5 protein-coding genes are annotated in these 17,339 nt (G+C 61.7%); 3 read left to right on the top strand and 2 right to left on the bottom strand.

Translation table 11 applies throughout. The annotated features are described in order from the left end of the window. The first annotated feature begins 10 nt into the window (after positions 1-10). The 3 genes from AO242_RS16340 (at position 11) to fhuB (ending at position 5,432) form a co-directional block, all read left to right on the top strand. A complete protein-coding gene (locus tag AO242_RS16340; protein WP_099269848.1) occupies positions 11-2,350 on the top strand; it encodes a TonB-dependent siderophore receptor in 2,340 nt (779 codons plus the stop codon). A 171-nt stretch (positions 2,351-2,521) separates the two neighbouring features. Continuing rightward, positions 2,522-3,433 (top strand): ABC transporter substrate-binding protein, encoded by a 912-nt coding sequence (locus tag AO242_RS16335; protein WP_099269557.1) that lies wholly within the window; start codon positions 2,522-2,524, stop codon positions 3,431-3,433. Next, entirely contained in the window at positions 3,426-5,432 is a 2,007-nt protein-coding gene (fhuB, locus tag AO242_RS16330; protein WP_099269556.1) for a Fe(3+)-hydroxamate ABC transporter permease FhuB, read from the top strand. Before AO242_RS16335 ends, fhuB begins: the two co-directional genes overlap by 8 nt. Before the next feature lie 925 nt (positions 5,433-6,357). Here fhuB and AO242_RS16320 read toward each other — a convergent pair. Together AO242_RS16320 and AO242_RS16315 are read right to left on the bottom strand one after the other, a co-directional pair. Continuing rightward, positions 6,358-7,302: an alpha/beta hydrolase gene (locus AO242_RS16320; RefSeq protein WP_099269555.1), complete on the bottom strand. Its 945-nt coding sequence runs from the start codon at positions 7,300-7,302 to the stop codon at positions 6,358-6,360. 26 nt (positions 7,303-7,328) lie between these two features. Next, positions 7,329-17,339 (bottom strand): non-ribosomal peptide synthetase (locus AO242_RS16315; protein WP_099269554.1); only part of this gene is annotated, 10,011 nt, incomplete at its 5' end.

Here is a 17,339-nt window from a genome sequence, read left to right as displayed (position 1 = left end):
CCATCTGGCAATGTTGATCAGCAGCGCCGCCCTGGGTCTGGCGCTGACCGCCACCAACGCAATTGCCGCGCCGGTGCGCATCGATATTCCGGCGCAACCGCTGGGTTCGGCGCTGATCAGTCTCGGTACACAGTCTGACTTGCAGATCGTGTTCAACCCGGATCAATTGCAGAACCTGCGCAGCCCCGAGCTGCACGGCGAAATTGAACCAACGCAAGCACTGAACTCGCTGCTCCGTGGGACGGGCATCCAGTATCAGATAGAAGGCAGCAGGGTCACCTTGCTTGCCGCAGCACCGACCAGCGGCCCACTGACCATCCCCGACCAGATCATCTCCGGTCGCGCGGCGGTGCCAGAGGGTTACGAGAGCTACGTTCCGAAAACCAGCAACAGCGCCAGCAAGACCAATACGCCGCTGATCGAGATCCCGCAGTCCATCTCCGTGGTCACCCGCAAGCAGATGGAAGACCAGGGCGCGCAAACCGTCACGGATGCGTTGCGTTACGTCCCGGGCGTCAAAGTCGAAGCTTATGGTCTGGATCCGAAAGGTTTCGACTGGCTGTACATTCGCGGCTTCAACGGTCAGTCCACCAGCGATTACCTCAATGGCCTGCGTCAGCAGAACAACAGCTATGCGTTCTTCCGCAGCGAACCTTATGCGTTTGACCGTATCGACGTGGTAAAAGGCCCCTCTTCGACCCTGTTCGGCCAAGGTGACGCTGGCGGCATCATCAACCGCGTCAGCAAGAAACCCGAAGTCAACCATGTCAACGAAGTACAGCTTTCAGTCGGCAACTATGACCGCCGACAAGGCCAGTTCGACCTCGGTGGCGCACTGGACGATCAGCAACACTTCCTCTATCGCGTCGTCGGTTCGGTACGGGACTCCAACACGCAGGTGGACTACGACGATGGCCACGAAGTCAAAGACGACCGCCTCTACATCGCGCCATCCTTCACCTGGGCACCGGACGAAGACACCAGCCTGACGTTCCTCAGCGACTTCCTGCGTGACCGTAACGGCGGCTCGCTGTTTGCTTACAGCACGCCAAACGGGCACACCACCGATACGCTGATGGGTGATCACAGCTTCAACCACCTGAATCAGGATCAGTACAGCTTCGGTTATGAGTTCCGTCATCGTTTCGACGACACCTGGGAATTCCGCCAGAACGCCCGCTATGGTCAGGTAGACGTGATCTTCCAGAACCTGCTGCCGTTCAGTGTTGATACCAGCACCGGAAACACCATTCGTGGCGCAGACCGTTTTGATCAGCACATGAACACTTTTGCGCTGGACAACCAGTTGCAGGCTGACTTCCAGACCGGCCCGTTCACGCACAAGCTGCTGACCGGCGTGGATTACACCTGGCAGGACGCCGACGTCACTCGCTGGCGCGTGCGCGGCCCGGACCTGAACGTCTACAACCCGGTCTACGGCCAGCCGGTGACCCGCCCAACCAAGGCCAACAGCATCGGCTCGATCGACTATGACCAGACCATCGAGCAGATCGGTGGCTACATTCAGGACCAGATCAAGTTCGACGATCACTGGATCCTGACAGCAGGCGGTCGCTACGACTATGTGCGCAATGACCTTGACAACCACGTCGCTGACCCGACGAACCAGAAAGACAATGCCTTCACTGGCCGTCTGGGCCTGACCTACCTGACCGAGTTCGGCCTGGCGCCGTACGTCAGCTATTCCGAGTCTTTTGCGCCTAATACTGGCCTGGACAGCAGTAACAACGCCTTTGATTCGAGCGAAGCGCACCAGTGGGAAGCGGGTGTCAAATACCAGCCTACCGACGCGATCCTGATGACCCTGGCAGCCTACGACCTGACCAAGACCAACGTACTGACCCAGGATCCGGGCAATACCGCTTTCTCGGTCGCCAATGGCGAACAGCAGTCGCGCGGTATCGAAGCCGAGGTCAAGGCCAAACTTGACCAGAACTGGGACCTGATTGCGTCCTACACCTACACCAAGGCCGAGATCACCAAGAGCAACCGTGGCGACGAGGGTAATCGTCCGGCCAACGTGCCCAAGCACATGGCTTCAGCCTGGCTGAACTACACCTTCCACGACACGATCCTCAATGGCCTCAGCCTGGGTGGCGGCGCACGTTATACCGGCGTGCTCTACGGCGATAACGCCAACACCTTCCACATCGACAACTACACCCTGTTCGACGCGAGCGCGAGCTACCCGCTCAACAAGAGCGTGACTGTCTCGCTCAATGCACAAAACCTGCTGGACGAGAAATACTCAGCCACTTGCGATGACTCGTACGAGTGCTACCCGGGCATGCGCCGCACCTTGCTGACCAGCGTGAAATACAAATGGTGATCAACGCCTGATCTTTCACAGGTATGCGTCTGTCCGCGCCGCACAATGCTGCGTCGGGCAGACAGTATCTGTCAGTGCGTTGCTGAGCTCTCAGCCGGGCTCCTTGGATCAAGGGGCCCGGTGTCGTTTTTGGAGGATCACGATGAGCCGTTACCACCGAGGAGGACGAACATGCCTCTGACCCGCCGTCACCTGCTTAAGCGATTTGCCGTGGGCGGCCTTGCGCTGACCAGCGGTCTGCCCACCATGAGCCTTTTCGCCGCCCCGCTGCAACGTATCATCGCCATCAACTGGGCTGCCGCCGAAACGCTGTTGACGCTGGGAGTCACGCCACTGGCGATCTCCGACGGCAGTTATTACAGCCGACGCATGCCCACTGCGCCACTGCCTCCCGAAGTCCTCGACGTGGGCCCCTACTGGGAACCCAATCTTGAATTGATCAAAGAACTGTCCCCGCAATTGATCCTCAGCGATCAAATGCCGCCTGCCATCGCCCGCTCGCTGCAGGGCATTGCGCCTACCGAAGTGGTCGATCTATACCCCAGCGCCCTTAGCGTATGGACCAGCGCCACTGGCTTCATGACCCGGCTGGCAGCCCGTATCGACCGCGAGCAACAGGCCGCAAGCTGGATCGCGGCAGGTGAAACCCGTCTCGCTCAACTGCGCGCACAACTGGCGCAACGCCCTCAGCCGCCGATCTGTGTGGCAGTGCTCAATCAGGACGGTCGCCATGCGACGGTCTACGGCAAGAACAGCATGATTCAGGACGTGCTCGACCGGCTTGGTCTCGTCAATGCCTGGCAAGGCCCAAGCAGCGCCATGGGCATTTCCCTGATTGGCGTCGAACGACTCGCCGAAACCCCGGACGCGCACCTGCTGTACATCGAAATTCCGACGACGTCGGCGCGCCTGCAGAGCCTGCGCCAGACCAATGCGCTGTGGGAAAACCTGCCCGCAGTACGACGCGGCAACACCCTGGCGCTGGGCAAATTCTTCCCGTACGGCGCGGCTGCCTCGGCACTCAACCTGGCCGAATTGATCGGCACGTACCTGAGCCATCGCGGAGAACAAGAGCATGCTTGAACCGGCTATCGGCCTGGCGGCCCCTCGCCCTGCGCTGTTCCAGGGACCTCTGCCCTGGGTTCTGGTGCTGACCTTGCTGGCGATGCTGATCGCGGTGCATGGCTTACAGGCCCTGCTGCCCAGCGCGCTGTGGTGGCAGGCACTGTGGACCCCAGACCTGGACGATGGCCGTCAGGTCCTGCTGCATTTCAGCTTCGCACCACGCCTGCTGGTCAGCCTGATGGTAGGGGCTGCGTTAGGCCTGGCGGGGACGCTGTTTCAGCAGATTCTGCGCAACCCGCTGGCCGAGCCGGTCACGCTCGGCGTGGCGGCCGGAGCCAATCTGGCCCTGTCGATTGCCACTATCGCCGCACCAGCCCTGCTGCTGCATGGCCTGGAGGGAGTGACGCTGGTCGGTGCCGGGCTGGCCACGCTGGCGCTGTTCGCCTTCGCCTGGAGCCGCACGATGTCTTCGCTGCGCTTTATCCTCGCGGGCATGGTGATCAGCCTGTATTGCAACGCCATCAATTCACTGCTGGTGTTGTTCAACCATGACTACCTCGTCGACCTGCTGCTCTGGCAAGCCGGCTCACTCAACCAGAGTGGCTGGGAAGGCGTGACTTACCTGGCGCCTCGTCTGGCCGTCGCCGCACTGATTGCCGGTTTGCTCGCCAGGCCTCTGGCCGTGCTGGGGCTTGAAGACCAGAGCGCGGCCAGCCTTGGGGTTTCGCTGCGGACCACGCGCACCCTGGGGCTAGTAGTCGCCGTGGCACTCAGCGCCTTCGTTACCAGTGCCGTCGGCATCATCGGTTTTGTCGGCCTCGCAGCGCCAGCCATCGCCCGCCTCAGCGGCGCGCGCACGTTGCGCCAAAGGCTAATATGGGCACCGTTGATGGGCGCAGCGCTGTTGTGCCTGGTGGACCAGTGCGCGCGTGAGCTTTCACGATTTGTCGGTGAAGTGCCGGCCGGCATTCTCACCGCCGTGTTTAGCGTGCCGCTGTTGCTTTGGCTGCTCAAGCGTCAGCGCAACGGCGGCATCGTCGCGCAGCAGGGCAGCACGTGGCGCAGGCTTCACAACCCTGGCCGGTACATCAGCGTCGGTGCAGTACTGCTCTTGTTGCTGGTCATACCGGCAATCAGCCTGGGTATCGGCTTGCACGGCTGGCACTGGAGCGGCCCGGAGCAATTCGACAGCGCGTTGCAATGGCGATTGCCACGGGTAATGGGTTCGCTCAGCGCTGGAGTCATGTTGGCGGTGGCTGGTTTGCTGATCCAGCGCCTGACCGGCAACCCGATGGCCAGCCCGGAAGTACTGGGTGCCAGCTCCGGTGCAGCGTTGGGGGTGATGGTGCTGTTCCTGTTGGTGCCACAGCCACAGGCTTTGATGGTGCCAGCAGCCTGCGCCGGTACCCTGCTCACACTCGGCGCACTGTTCTGGTTCAACTGGCGCAGCGCCTTGAGCCCGGAGCGCCTGTTACTGACCGGGGTCTGCCTGACAACGCTGATGGGGGCATTGAGCACGCTGCTGATGGCCAGCGGAGACCCGCGCATGACCTTGCTGTTGAGCTGGATGACCGGTTCGACCTATCACGTCGACGGTCCGGCCGCGCTGACCGCGCTGGTGGTCGCTGGCGTCATGCTGCTGGTCAGCCTGTTGCTTTCGCGGCCGCTGGACTTGCTGACCCTGGGTGGCGCCACGGCCTCGGCCCTCGGCTTGCCATTGCGTCTCAGCCACCTGGCGATTCTCGGCGTGGCAGCAGTGCTGACCGCAACCGCCACGCTGATCGTCGGCCCGCTGAGCTTCGTTGGTTTGATCGCGCCGCACATCGCCCGCCAGCTCGGCGTGCACCGTACTGCGCCGCAGATCTTGCTGAGTGCAATCATCGGCGGCTTGATCATGCTCTTAGCCGACTGGCTGGGACGTAATATCGCTTACCCGTGGCCGGTTTCTGCAGGGTTGCTGGCAGCCTTTATCGGTTGCCCGTACTTCCTCTGGCTGATGCACCGCCAGCGGCGCTGATCGGTTGCACTGCCAATCGTGGCATAGGTATCTACACAACTTTCATGCAGCAATTCTTGTGTACATATCCGTTAACGCGTTAATGGCATGTATTGGTTGCGCTTTTACAGCGCGTCACTTTTGATAGATCCGGAAGCCGGCCCAGACAAAAGTAACCAAAACGCTCTTGCCCCACCACTGGGTCCCTCGCTGTCGCTCGGCATACCCGTAATCCGACATTGCTGCGTGGGGCCGCTGCCACCGGCCATCCATGGCCTGAGGCAGCTAAACCGGCATCCCTGCCGCCCCCTCCTTCAACAAGAGCCCCCACGCAGCAATATCGAATTCCGGCCGTCGTGGTTTAACGGGGCGCCTGACATCAAAATCAAAAGCAGATCAAAAGCAGAGCGAAAACGGCGGGATCGCCTCGGCCGGTAGGAGCGAACTTGTTCGCGAGATGTCACCACAGCCAACGCATTTGTTGCCTGACACTCCGCTTCGCAGCCTTCGGCAGCTCCTACAGAATGTCGGCAAACCCAAGAAAACAGGTCGGCTTTCAGGCCGCCGTGTTTTTGATCTGGGGCGCCCCGTTAAACCACGCTGGCCGAACGCAGATTCTGAACCGTGGGCAACCCGGCAGGACGCCGGGTTAGCTGCACCGGGCCATGGATGGCCCATTGCAGCGGCCCACGGTTCAGGATCTGCGGGCGGGTACACCGAGCGACAGCGAGGGGCCGAGTGGTGGGTATGAGCCTTTTGCTTACTTTTGGCTGGGCCGGCTTCCGGCTCTTTTCAAAAGTGAGGCGCTGTAAAAGCGCAACCAATAGAAGCCCTTAACGCGGTAACGGATATGTACGCAAAAATCCCTGCATGGAAAAGATGTGTAGATACCTATACCAATCGTGGTGAAACCTGAACAGAGCCCTGTTCAGGCTTCACTCGATGTTTACCAGTGACGCGAGAGAAACTGCGCCGCTTGCCGGAAGTAGCTGTCCACATCGGACACCAGCCCGCCCATCCTCAGAAAGTCATGGGTCATGCCATGACACAACTGCGCGTGCACCGAGACGCCCTGTTCGCGTAACGCTTCGGCATAGGCCAGGCCCTCGTCCAGCAGCGGGTCGTATTCCGCGGCATACAGCAAGGCAGGCGCACTGCCGCGCAATGCATCAGCCGCATAGAGCGGTGAACAACGCCAGTCATGACGCTGTGCCAGATCCGCTGCGTAGTGGTGATAGAACCAGTCCAGGCTGGCGGTTTCCAGCAAATAACCTTCCGCAAACAGCTCTTGAGATTCGCTACGCCGGGTTGCGTCAGTTGCCGGGTAGAACAGCAATTGCGCTCGCGGCTGCGGCCCACCCTCGCTGGCCAATTGGGCGGCCAGCACACTGGCTAGAGTGGCCCCGGCACTGTCACCTGCGACAGCAATGCGCTGCACGTCGAGGCCGTAAGACGCGGCATTCTTTTGCAGCCAGTCCCAGGCGTCGCGGGTGTCATCCAGCGCTGCCGGGAATGGCGCTTGAGGCGCCAGCCGGTAACCCAGTGCAAGCACCGCACAGCCACAGGCCTGGGCCAGCGAACGGCACAGACCGTCGTGAGAATCCAGACTGCCCACCGTGTAACCGCCCCCATGCAGATACAGCAATACCGGCCTGAGTGCCGACGCGTCGGATACCGGTTGGTACAGACGCGCTGGCAATTCATGCCCTTGCCGCCCAGGCAACAGCAAACTCTCGACCGGCATCAGCGGCGCACTGGCCTTGAGCGCCTGCGAAGAGGCTTCGAACTCTTCCCGCGCCTGCGCGACGCTCAGTTCATGAAGCGCCGGACGTCCGGCCTGGCGGCCGTCGTCAACCATATCGAGAAAGGCAGAAATATCCGGGTGCAACATACTCACCTCATTAACTAATGTCCGGCTCATACCGGCATCTGCTCGCGTTCAGCGACCTGTGCGCAACAGTGCTGGATCAGGCCTTGCAGTTCCTGGCGGTACAACGCCATCAGTTGTTCGACGGTCGTGGTGCGGAACACCCGACTACTGAACAGACAACGTAATGCCAGCTCACCGTCGTAAACCTGACCGATGATCTCCAGCCAGTTATTCAGCGGTGCACTGGCGGCATACGCATCGCCGGGGCGCTCTTGCAGCGGCGCAAACAGCGCCTTGTCATCAAAGCTCTGGTCGAATTGCCCCAGGTAGTTGAAGGTCACACGCGGTTGCACCCTGCCTGCCAGCAAGCGGCGCGTCTGGGCATCACCCAGGTAACGCAGCACGCCATGCCCGATACCTTTATCAGGCACCGCACGCAGTTGCTCGCGAGTGGCAACAACCGACTCGGCATAACCGCCCTGCCCCGGCGTCAGGCGCAACGGGAACAGACTGGTGAACCAGCCAAGCGTGCGACTGTGATCCAGTCCTTCGAAAATGTCCTCGCGGCCATGGCCCTCAAGACCGAGCAACACCGACTCGCTGTCACTGAAGCGACACAGCACGCGGCCCAACGCCGTGAGCAGCAAATCGTTGATCTGCGTGCGGTACGCCTCGGGTGCAACTTTCAGCAATTGCGCCGTCAAGTCGCGGTCAAGGCGTAACTGCACCTGTTGCATATGCGCTACACGCTGGCTTCCACGCGGGTTATCCCGCGGCGGCTCGCCCAGGCCCGCAGGCTCGGTTTGCTGCAACCAGTACGGCAGCTCGGCCAGCAGACGCGGATGCGCGGCATATTCGCGCAAACTTTGCGCCCATGCCCGATAGCTGCTGGTGCGCGCACTGAAGCGCGGCACCTGGCCGTTGCACAGCTGCGTATAAGCCTGTTGCAGGTCTTCAAGCAGGATCCGCCACGAGACACCGTCGATACCCAAGTGGTGAGCCACCAGCAACAGCCGTTGACTGCCGTCGGCCAACTCACTGTAAACCGCCCGCAGCAAACGTCCGTTGGTAATGTCCAGACTGCGCTGGGCCTGGTTGGCAATCGCAAGCGCGGCCTCGCTGTCCAGTGCATCACGCAGCCACAACACCGGGTCGGCGCGCAGTCCGTCCTGCAGTTCGCTCAGCTCGCAGTAGCGCTGGCGCCACTGGCCATCGTTGCCGCGAACAAACGCCAGGCGCTGGCTGGCGTGCTCGCTGAGCACCGCTTGCAACGCCGCAGCCAGATGCACCACGTCCAGCGGTTCGCGGCACTGCAAAAGGATCGCCTGGTTGAAGTGCTCAGGTGCTTGCAGGTCCTGCTCGAACAACCATTGCTGAATCGGGATCAGCCCGAACGCTTCATCACCGACACTTTCGGCCACCGCCTGTGGCTCGGCAGCATCCGCTTCGGTGCTCCCTTGGGCGCGCTCCAACAGACCGGCAATGGTCTGGTATTGCAGAAGATCACGCAGACGGATATCAAGCCCAAGGCCTTCGGCCTGACGCACCCGGGAAATCACTTGCAGACTGAGAATCGAGTCGCCACCCAGATCGAAGAAGTTATCGTGAATGCCGACTTGCTCAACCTGCAGCACCTCTTGCCAGATCGCGGCCAGAACCTGCTCGGTGTCATTACGTGGTGCAACATACGAGCTGCCGCTGTTCCATTGCGGCTCCGGAAGCGCTTTGCGATCGAGCTTGCCGGCAGGCGACAACGGCATGCGTTCCAGCAGCATGACCTGCACCGGCACCATGTAGTCCGGCAGCCGTGCGCGCAGGTAACTGCGCAAGTCGTCGCCAGTCAGCGCAACGCCTGGGTGGTTGACCACATAGCCGATCAGTTGCTTGCCGCTATGGCCGTCGCGGGCGACGACCAGCGCTTCACGAACCTGCGGGTGCTCCTGCAGACGCGCTTCGATTTCCCCGAGTTCGATACGGAACCCGCGAATTTTTACCTGATGATCGATACGCCCGACATAGTCGATCACGCCATCGACTCGGCCACGCACCAGATCGCCTGTGCGGTACAAGCGGCCGCCGTCTGTGCTGAACGGGTCAGCCACGAAACGCTCGGCAGTCAAGTCAGGACGCTGATGGTAACCGCGAGCGAGACCTTCGCCACCGATGTACAGCTCACCCGCCACACCTAATGGCACCGGGCGCAGGTCCGGATCGAGGATATGCAGTTGACGTGCACCTACGCTTTTACCAATCGGCGCATACGCCGCATCGCAAGCCGTGTTTGCGTCGGCTTTCCAGAGCAGCGGGGTCACCACCGTTTCGGTTGGCCCGTAACCGTTGGTGATGCACTGTGGACGCAGCGCCTTTTTGGCCAGTTCAAAGCTGGCGTTCGGCACAGCATCACCACCGAAGCAGTAGATCCGCACCGGTGGCGGATTACCGTCACGCAAGGCGTGCTCGGCCAGTTGTTGCAGATAAGCCGGCGGGAAGGCAACCACATCAATGCGCTGCTCGTGCAGCACCGTGTAGACCTGCTCCGGTGTCCACAACTCTTCACCACGCAGCACCAGACTGCCCCCGTGTACCAGCGTGGTCAGCCAGCGCTCGTGAGCACCGTCGAACGCGAACGACATGAAGTGCAGCTCGCGGGTCGAGCTGTCCATTTCATATAGCTCGCCAATCGCCGCGCAATGCATCGCCAACGGGCCGTGGGCCACGCTGACGCCCTTCGGCTGACCCGTGGAGCCCGAGGTGTAAATGATGTAAGCGAGGTTTTCAGGCTCCAGTTTTACCGCCGGCACATCGCTGCGTTCGGTGCTCAGATCCAGCGTGTCGAGCTCCAGACACAGAACTCCGTCGGGCAGCGGCAAGCACTCACGCAGTCGGCTGTCAGTAATCAGCAACGCAATTCCGGCATCGGCCATCTGGAACGCCAGACGCTCACGCGGGTAATCCGCGTCGAGCGGCACGTAAGCCCCGCCCGATTTGAGCACTGCCAGCAGTGCCAGCGGAATCGCAACCCCGCGAGGCAGCACCACGCCGACCCGCACTTCCGGCCCGATACCCAGGCTGATCAAATGATGCGCCAATTGATTGGAGCCAAGCTCCAGCGCGGCGTAATCAAGCTGTTCGGTGCCGCACAGCAAGGCAGTTGACGACGGACGCAAGCGCGCCTGATCTGCAATCGCCAGATGCACAGGCGGCGCTGGCAAGCGAGCCTGATGCGGGCCACGGCAATTGCTCAAGGCACTGCGGTCAGCCTCGGACAGGCATTGCAGATCGCCAATAAAGCGCGCCTGACCAGCGACCATGGCGTCGAGTATCTGCTCCATGTTGCCGCGAATACGCTCGACCGCCACCGCGTCGAAATGGCTGCGCAGGTACTGGTACTCAATCTCCAGGCCTTCACCCACACGTATAGCCAGGTCCATCGGCACGTTGGTCACGTCTTTCAGGCTCAGCTCGCCAAAGCGCGGGCCGTTACCGGTATCACGGCGCAGAGCCTCGTCTACCGGGTAGTTCTCGAACACGATGATGCTGTCGAACAAGGCCTGACCGCTGTGCCCGGCCCAACGCTGAATGTCATACAGCGGCGTGTGTTCAAACTCGCGTACTTCGGCGTTGTAAGCCTGCAACTGACGCAGCCATTCGCCCAAATCATCCTGAGCCTGGGGTGCCTGGGCAATCGGCAAGGTATTGATGAACAGCCCGAGCAGGCTGTCGATACCCGGCAGTTGTGCCGGACGCCCTGCCACCGTGGCACCGAACACTACCTGTTGCTGCCCGGTGTAACGCTGCAACAGCAACAGCCAGGCACTTTGCAGCAAGGTATTGAGGGTGATGCGCTGGCTGCGCGCATAGGTTTTCAGGCGTTCGGTAGCGGTCGCATCGTAGTGGCTGTAACTCAGGCCGTGACCCTCACCTTCTGCCGGGCGCGAGAGGCTGTCGGCGAGTAGTGTCGGCTGCTGCACCTGGGCCAGATGAGCACGCCAGAACGCTTCGGCGGCCACACCATCCTGGCGTTGCAGCCAGCCGATGTAGTCCGCATAACGCGCACTGACCGCTGGCAATTCGGCGCCTGCATACAGTTGCAGCACTTCCTTGATCAGTTGCGCGCCGCTCCAGCCGTCCATCAGCAAGTGATGAGTGGTCCAGATCAGATGCTGGCGACCCTCACCCAGATCGATCAGCGTCAGGCGTTGCAGTGGCGGCCGGGCCAGGTCGAAACCTTCCAGACGATCCGCTTCTGCGAAGGCGACGATATCCTGCACATCGTCACGCAGGCGCAACTGCGCCGGGGCAGTGGCATACACCACCTGCAACGGTTCACGCAGGCCGCTCTGCCAGATGAAACCACTGCGCAGCGTGTCGTGGCGAGACACGGCGCGGCGCCAGGCCTGGGCGAAGCGCGTGCTGTCGAGGCCTTCTACCGGCACGCTGATCTGATTGACGTACAGACCGGATCCCGGATTGTCCAGCGCATGGAACAACATGCCCTGCTGCATCGGTGACAGCGGGTAAAGGTTCTCGACCTGATTCAGGTCCAGTCCCAGCTTCTCGATCTGCCCGGCGTCCAGACGCGCCAGCGGGAAATGCCCAGTGTGTGCAGGCGTCGAGTCGCTGACACTATTCGCTGCAGGCGCGCCCACAGCAGTGATCACCTGTGCCAGCTGGGCGACGGTGGGGTGCTCAAACAGTTGTCGCGGGCTGAGTTGCAGCCCGGCCTGGCGTGCGCGGCCAGCCAACTGGATAGACACGATGGAGTCGCCACCCAGCTCGAAGAAGTTGTCGTCGATGCCAACCTGTTTTAGACCCAGTACCTGTTGCCACAGCTCAGCCAAACGCAGTTCCAGCTCGCTGCGCGGCGCCTGATAACGCTGTTGCAAACTGCTGAAATCCGGGTCTGGCAAGGCCTTGCGGTCGAGCTTGCCATTCGGCGTCAGTGGCATGCGTGTCAACACCATCACCTGTGCAGGCACCATGTAGTCCGGCAATTGGGCCTGCAACGCAGCGCGCAGCTCTTCGGGCCCGATAGCGGCCTCGCCGTCAGCGACGACGTAGCCCAGCAGTTGCTTGCCCAATGGAGTTTCGCGGGCAATCACTACCGCTTCACGCACCCCGTCGCACGCCAGCAGGCACGACTCGATTTCGCCCAGTTCGATACGGAAACCACGCACTTTGACCTGATGGTCGATACGCCCGAAATACTCCAGCACACCGTCCTGACTCCAGCGCGCCAGATCACCGGTGCGGTACATACAACCGCCCTGCGCGTTGAACGGATCTGCTACAAAGCGCTCGGCAGTCAGCCCCGGCCGTGCGTGATAACCACGTGCCAGGCCGTCACCGGCGATATAAAGCTCCCCGGTGACACCTGCTGGCAGCGGGTGCAGTGCCGCATCCAGAACGTACAGTTGGGTGTTGGCAATCGGCTTGCCGAGCAACGCCCGACCGCCACGAGGGATACGCCAGGCCGCTGACCAGATGGTGGTTTCGGTCGGACCATAGAGGTTCCACAGCTCATCCGCCTGGGCACTGAGCACCGCCGCCAACTCGACTGACAGCGCCTCACCACCGCAGAAGAAACGGCAGCCCTGCAGGCGCGAGAAATCCTCATGGGCGCTGAGCAGCGTCCAGGTCGACGGCGTCGCCTGAATCACTGTCACACCTTTTTCCAGCACGGTGGCCAGCAGCCGCGTCGGGTCACGGGCGCAATCACGGTCCACCAGTTGCACGCTGCCACCCACCAGCAACGGCAGGTACAGTTCCAGGGCGAAAATATCGAAGGACAGCGAAGTCAGCGCAAGCACCCGGTCGCGGCCTGTCAGGCCCGGTTCCCGAGCCATGCTTGACATGAAGTTGACCACCCCGCCATGACGCACGGCCACGCCTTTGGGCTTGCCCGTGGAACCGGAGGTGTAGATCACATACGCCAGGTCGTCGATGTTCACTGGCCGTTGCAATTCGTCCGGGCGCAGGTCGTGCTCGGCCAGACTGTCCAGTTGCGACCAGTCGCGGTCAAGGCAGAATACCTGCGCCTGGCTGTCCGGCAGTTCGCTCAATAAATGCTCCTGGGTCAACAGCAAGCGCACTTCGCTGTCGGCCAGCATGTGCGCCAGACGCTCAGCAGGGAACTCAGGGTCCAGCGGCACATACGCAGCGCCAGCCTTGAGCACCGCCAGCAACGCCACAGGCAACTGCACAGTACGTTCCAGTGCAACACCGACCGCACAATCCGGGCCTGCACCCTGAGCACGCAACCAGCGGGCCAGACGATTGGCCCGCGCATTCAACTGCGCGTGGCTGAGCCGGGCACTGCCGTCGTCCAGGGCCAGCGCCTGGGGATTGAGCGCAGCCTGTTGCTCGATCAAATGATGCAGGCAGGCCTGACGCGGATAGTCCATGGCGCTGGCGTTGAAATCACGCAGCACGCGCTGACGGGCGCTGCTGTCCAGCAAGCCGATTTCCCCCAGCGGCTGGCGACCGTCGGCACAGAACTGCCAAAGCAGGTGCAACAGTTGGTCGCCGATGCTCTGCACGGTGTCCGCGTGGAAATGGCTGCAACGGTAGTCAAAGTTCAAGCGCAGTCGCTCGCCCTGAGCAACCATCAGCGTCAACGGGTAGTTAGTGTTTTCCTGCGCCTGCATGCCGGAAAAACTCAAACCGCCCGGAGCCTGACGCAAGGCCTCGGCAACCGGGTAGTTTTCGAACACCAGCAGGCTGTCGAACAGCGCCTCGCCGCCCTGTGCAAAGGCTCGCTGGATGTTGCTCAGCGGGGTGTGTTCGTGTTCACGCAGTTGCAGGTTCTGTACCTGCAAAGCTTGCAGGTAATCTGCCAATGGCTGTTCGGCACGCGGGCTGACCACCACTGGCAGGCTGTTGATGAACAGGCCCAATTGTTGCTCGATCCCGGCCAGCTCAGCCGGACGCCCGGCCACGGTCGCGCCAAAGACCACAGTGGACTGGCCACTGTAGCGCTGTAGCAGCAACGCCCAGGCCGCCTGCAACACGGTGTTGACGGTGACTTTGTGCTGACGGGCAAACGCACTCAGGCGTGCGCCCTGCTCAACGGTCAACAAGCGTTGTACCTGGCCAAAACCGTCCTGCGCAGTGCTCTGCGGCACACATTCTGCCAAGCGGGTCGGCGCGTCCAGCACCGCCAGTTGCGTCTGCCAGAAAGCCTCGCTGGCGGACGCATCACGGCCCTGCAGCCACTGAATGTAATCGCGGTAATGACCACTGGCTACGACGGCTTGCCCGGCGTAGCGCTGCAACACTTCGGCAAACAGCTGCGCGTTGCTCCAGCCGTCCATGAGGATGTGGTGATGGGTATAGATCAACTGGTAACGCTGCTCGTCACACCGCACCAGCACCAGCCGTAGCAATGGCGGCTGATCAAGGGCAAAACCTGCGGCGCGTTGCGCCTGGGCCAGCGCCTCAAGGCCGATGGCCTGATCGTCGCGATGGCGCCAGTCGAGCACTTCCAGCGGCAGTTTGAGTTGCCGATGAATCAATTGCAGCGGTTGCGCCAGACCTTCCCAAAGGAAGCTCGCGCGCAAATTGTCGTGGCTGTCCAGCGCAGCCTGCCACGCCGTACGGAAGCGCTCGGCATCAACACCGTCGATGTCGACGCGTAACTGGTTGACATAAACCCCACCCTCGTTTTCATACAAGGCATGGAACAGCATGCCCTGTTGCATTGGTGCCAGTGGGTAAAGGTCTTCGATTTGCCGAGCGGCCAGCGGCAAGGCATCAAGCTGCGTTTGCTCCACGCCTGCCAACGGGAAGTCAGACGGTGTGACACCGCCCGCGCCTTCCTCCAGGCACAGTGCAATCAAACCCTGCAATTGCTCGAGATAAGACTGAGCCAGCGCCTCGATAGCTGTGTCATCGAACATCGCTGTGCTGTACGTCCAGCGCAGGCTCAACTTGCCGCCAAAGACCTGGCCATCGACGCTCAGCCAGTTGCTCAGCGCACCCTCGGCATCACGGTTGGCGCCCGATTTTTCGCTGGCAGGCTGGAACAAAGCATCGCTGCCAAAACTGTGGTCAAACTGCCCCAGATAGTTAAACGTGACTCGTGCCTGGGGCAGTGCGGCCAGGCTTTGCCCTTCGCCACCCAAGTAACGCAGCAGACCATAGCCCACGCCACGCTGCGGTACGCCACGCAGTTGTTCCTTGACCGACTTCAGCGTTGCTATCGGCTCACCTCCGTCGTGCAGGCGCAGGGCAAACAGGCTGGTGAACCAGCCGACCGTACGGCTTAGATCGAGGTCGTCGAACAGTGCTTCGCGGCCATGTCCTTCGAGCTGCACCAGCGCCGAGGTTTCGCCCGTCCAGGCGCACAGACTGCGGGTCAGGGCGGTGAGCAGCAGGTCGTTGACCTGCGTGCGGAACACCGCAGGGGCCTGCTGCAACAAGGCGGCGGTGGTCGCGGCATCCAGTTCAACACGGTGCGTGCGCGCATGGCGTCCGCTCAGGCTGGCCTGTGGGTCACGCGCTGGTAAATCACCGCTCGGACCTTGCAGGCTGGTCTGCCAGTATTTCAGTTCGGCGCTCATTTCGGCGCTGTGGGCATGGGCCGCCAGCCGCTCGGCCCATTGCTGGAACGAGCTGCTGCGCGGTGGCAGTTGCACGCTGACTCCGCTCGCCAGTTGCCGGTAAGCCGTCTGCAGGTCTTCCAGCAGTACTCGCCAGGAAACGCCATCTACCACCAAGTGATGAATCACCAACAGCAAGCGCTGGCTGCCATCAGCCAATTCCACCAGCAGCGCACGCAACAGTGGGCCCTGGCTCAAATCCAGGCTGCGCTGGGCCGCCTCGCAGTGCATCAGCAATTCGTCGGCATCTGCGGCCTGACGAATCCACAGCAGCTCGGGATCGTGTTCGTAGACGGCATATTCGGCACTGCTCGGCTCAGTGCCGAAACGCAGGCGCAAACCATCATGCAGTTGGCAGACGTGCCCGAGGGCGCGCTCCAGCACGGTGCTGTCCACTGTTTGCTGGCAACCAAGCAATACCGACTGGTTCCAGTGTGCGCGATGTGGCAGTTGCTGTTCGAAGAACCAGTGCTGGATCGGCAGTAACGGCGTGCGGCCGCTGGCAGGTGCGTTGACCACGGCCACACTGTCACCCTGACGCGCAACGGCGGCCAGGGCTTTGAGGGTCTGGTGCAGGAACAAGTCTTTCGGGCTCAGTTGCAGACCAGCCTGACGGGCACGGCTGACCACCTGAATCGAGACAATGGAATCGCCGCCCAACTCGAAGAAATTGTCGTCGATACCGACCCGCTCAATGCCCAGGACCGACTGCCAGATCCCTGCCAGCAGGGTCTCGCGCTCATCACGCGGCGCCTGGTATTGCTTCTGTTGCTGGCTGAAGTCAGGCTCCGGCAAGGCCTTACGGTCCAGCTTGCCGTTAGGCGACAGCGGCATGGCGGGCAGCACTAGAATCTGCGCAGGCACCATGTATTCCGGCAGGTGCTCCAGCAGTTCACGGCGCAGGCTCTCGCTGTCGCTGCCTTCAGTGCCATGAACCACCACATAACCCACCAGTTGCTTGCCTTGTGGGGTGTCGCGGGCAATCACCACGGCCTCTTCGACCGATTCCAGCCCTTGCAGGCGGGCTTCGATTTCACCCAGTTCGATACGCAATCCGCGGATCTTCACTTGATGGTCGATGCGCCCGACGTATTCGATGGCGCCGTCTGCGCGCCAGCGAGCCAGGTCGCCGGTGCGATACAGCCGTTCGCCCGCCGTGAAGGGGTCGGCCACGAAACGCTCTGCGGTCAGCCCCGGACGCAGGTGGTAACCCCGCGCAAGGCCCACGCCGCCGATGTACAACTCGCCTGCCACGCCTTGCGGCACGGGTTCCAGGAATGCGTCGAGGATGTACAGCCGCAGGTTGTCGATAGGTCGGCCAATCGGTACCTGATGCCGATCATTTTCTTCATCGCAGGCCCAGTAACTCACGTCGATGGCCGCTTCGGTCGGGCCATACAGATTGTGCAGCTGTGCACTGTGCCGTTGACGGAACTGCTGTTGCAGCTCGTAAGGCAG

It is taken from the genome of Pseudomonas sp. ICMP 561, from assembly GCF_002699985.1.
GTDB classification, from domain to species: domain Bacteria; phylum Pseudomonadota; class Gammaproteobacteria; order Pseudomonadales; family Pseudomonadaceae; genus Aquipseudomonas; species Aquipseudomonas quasicaspiana.
This window is presented reverse-complemented; position numbering and strand designations above follow the sequence as displayed.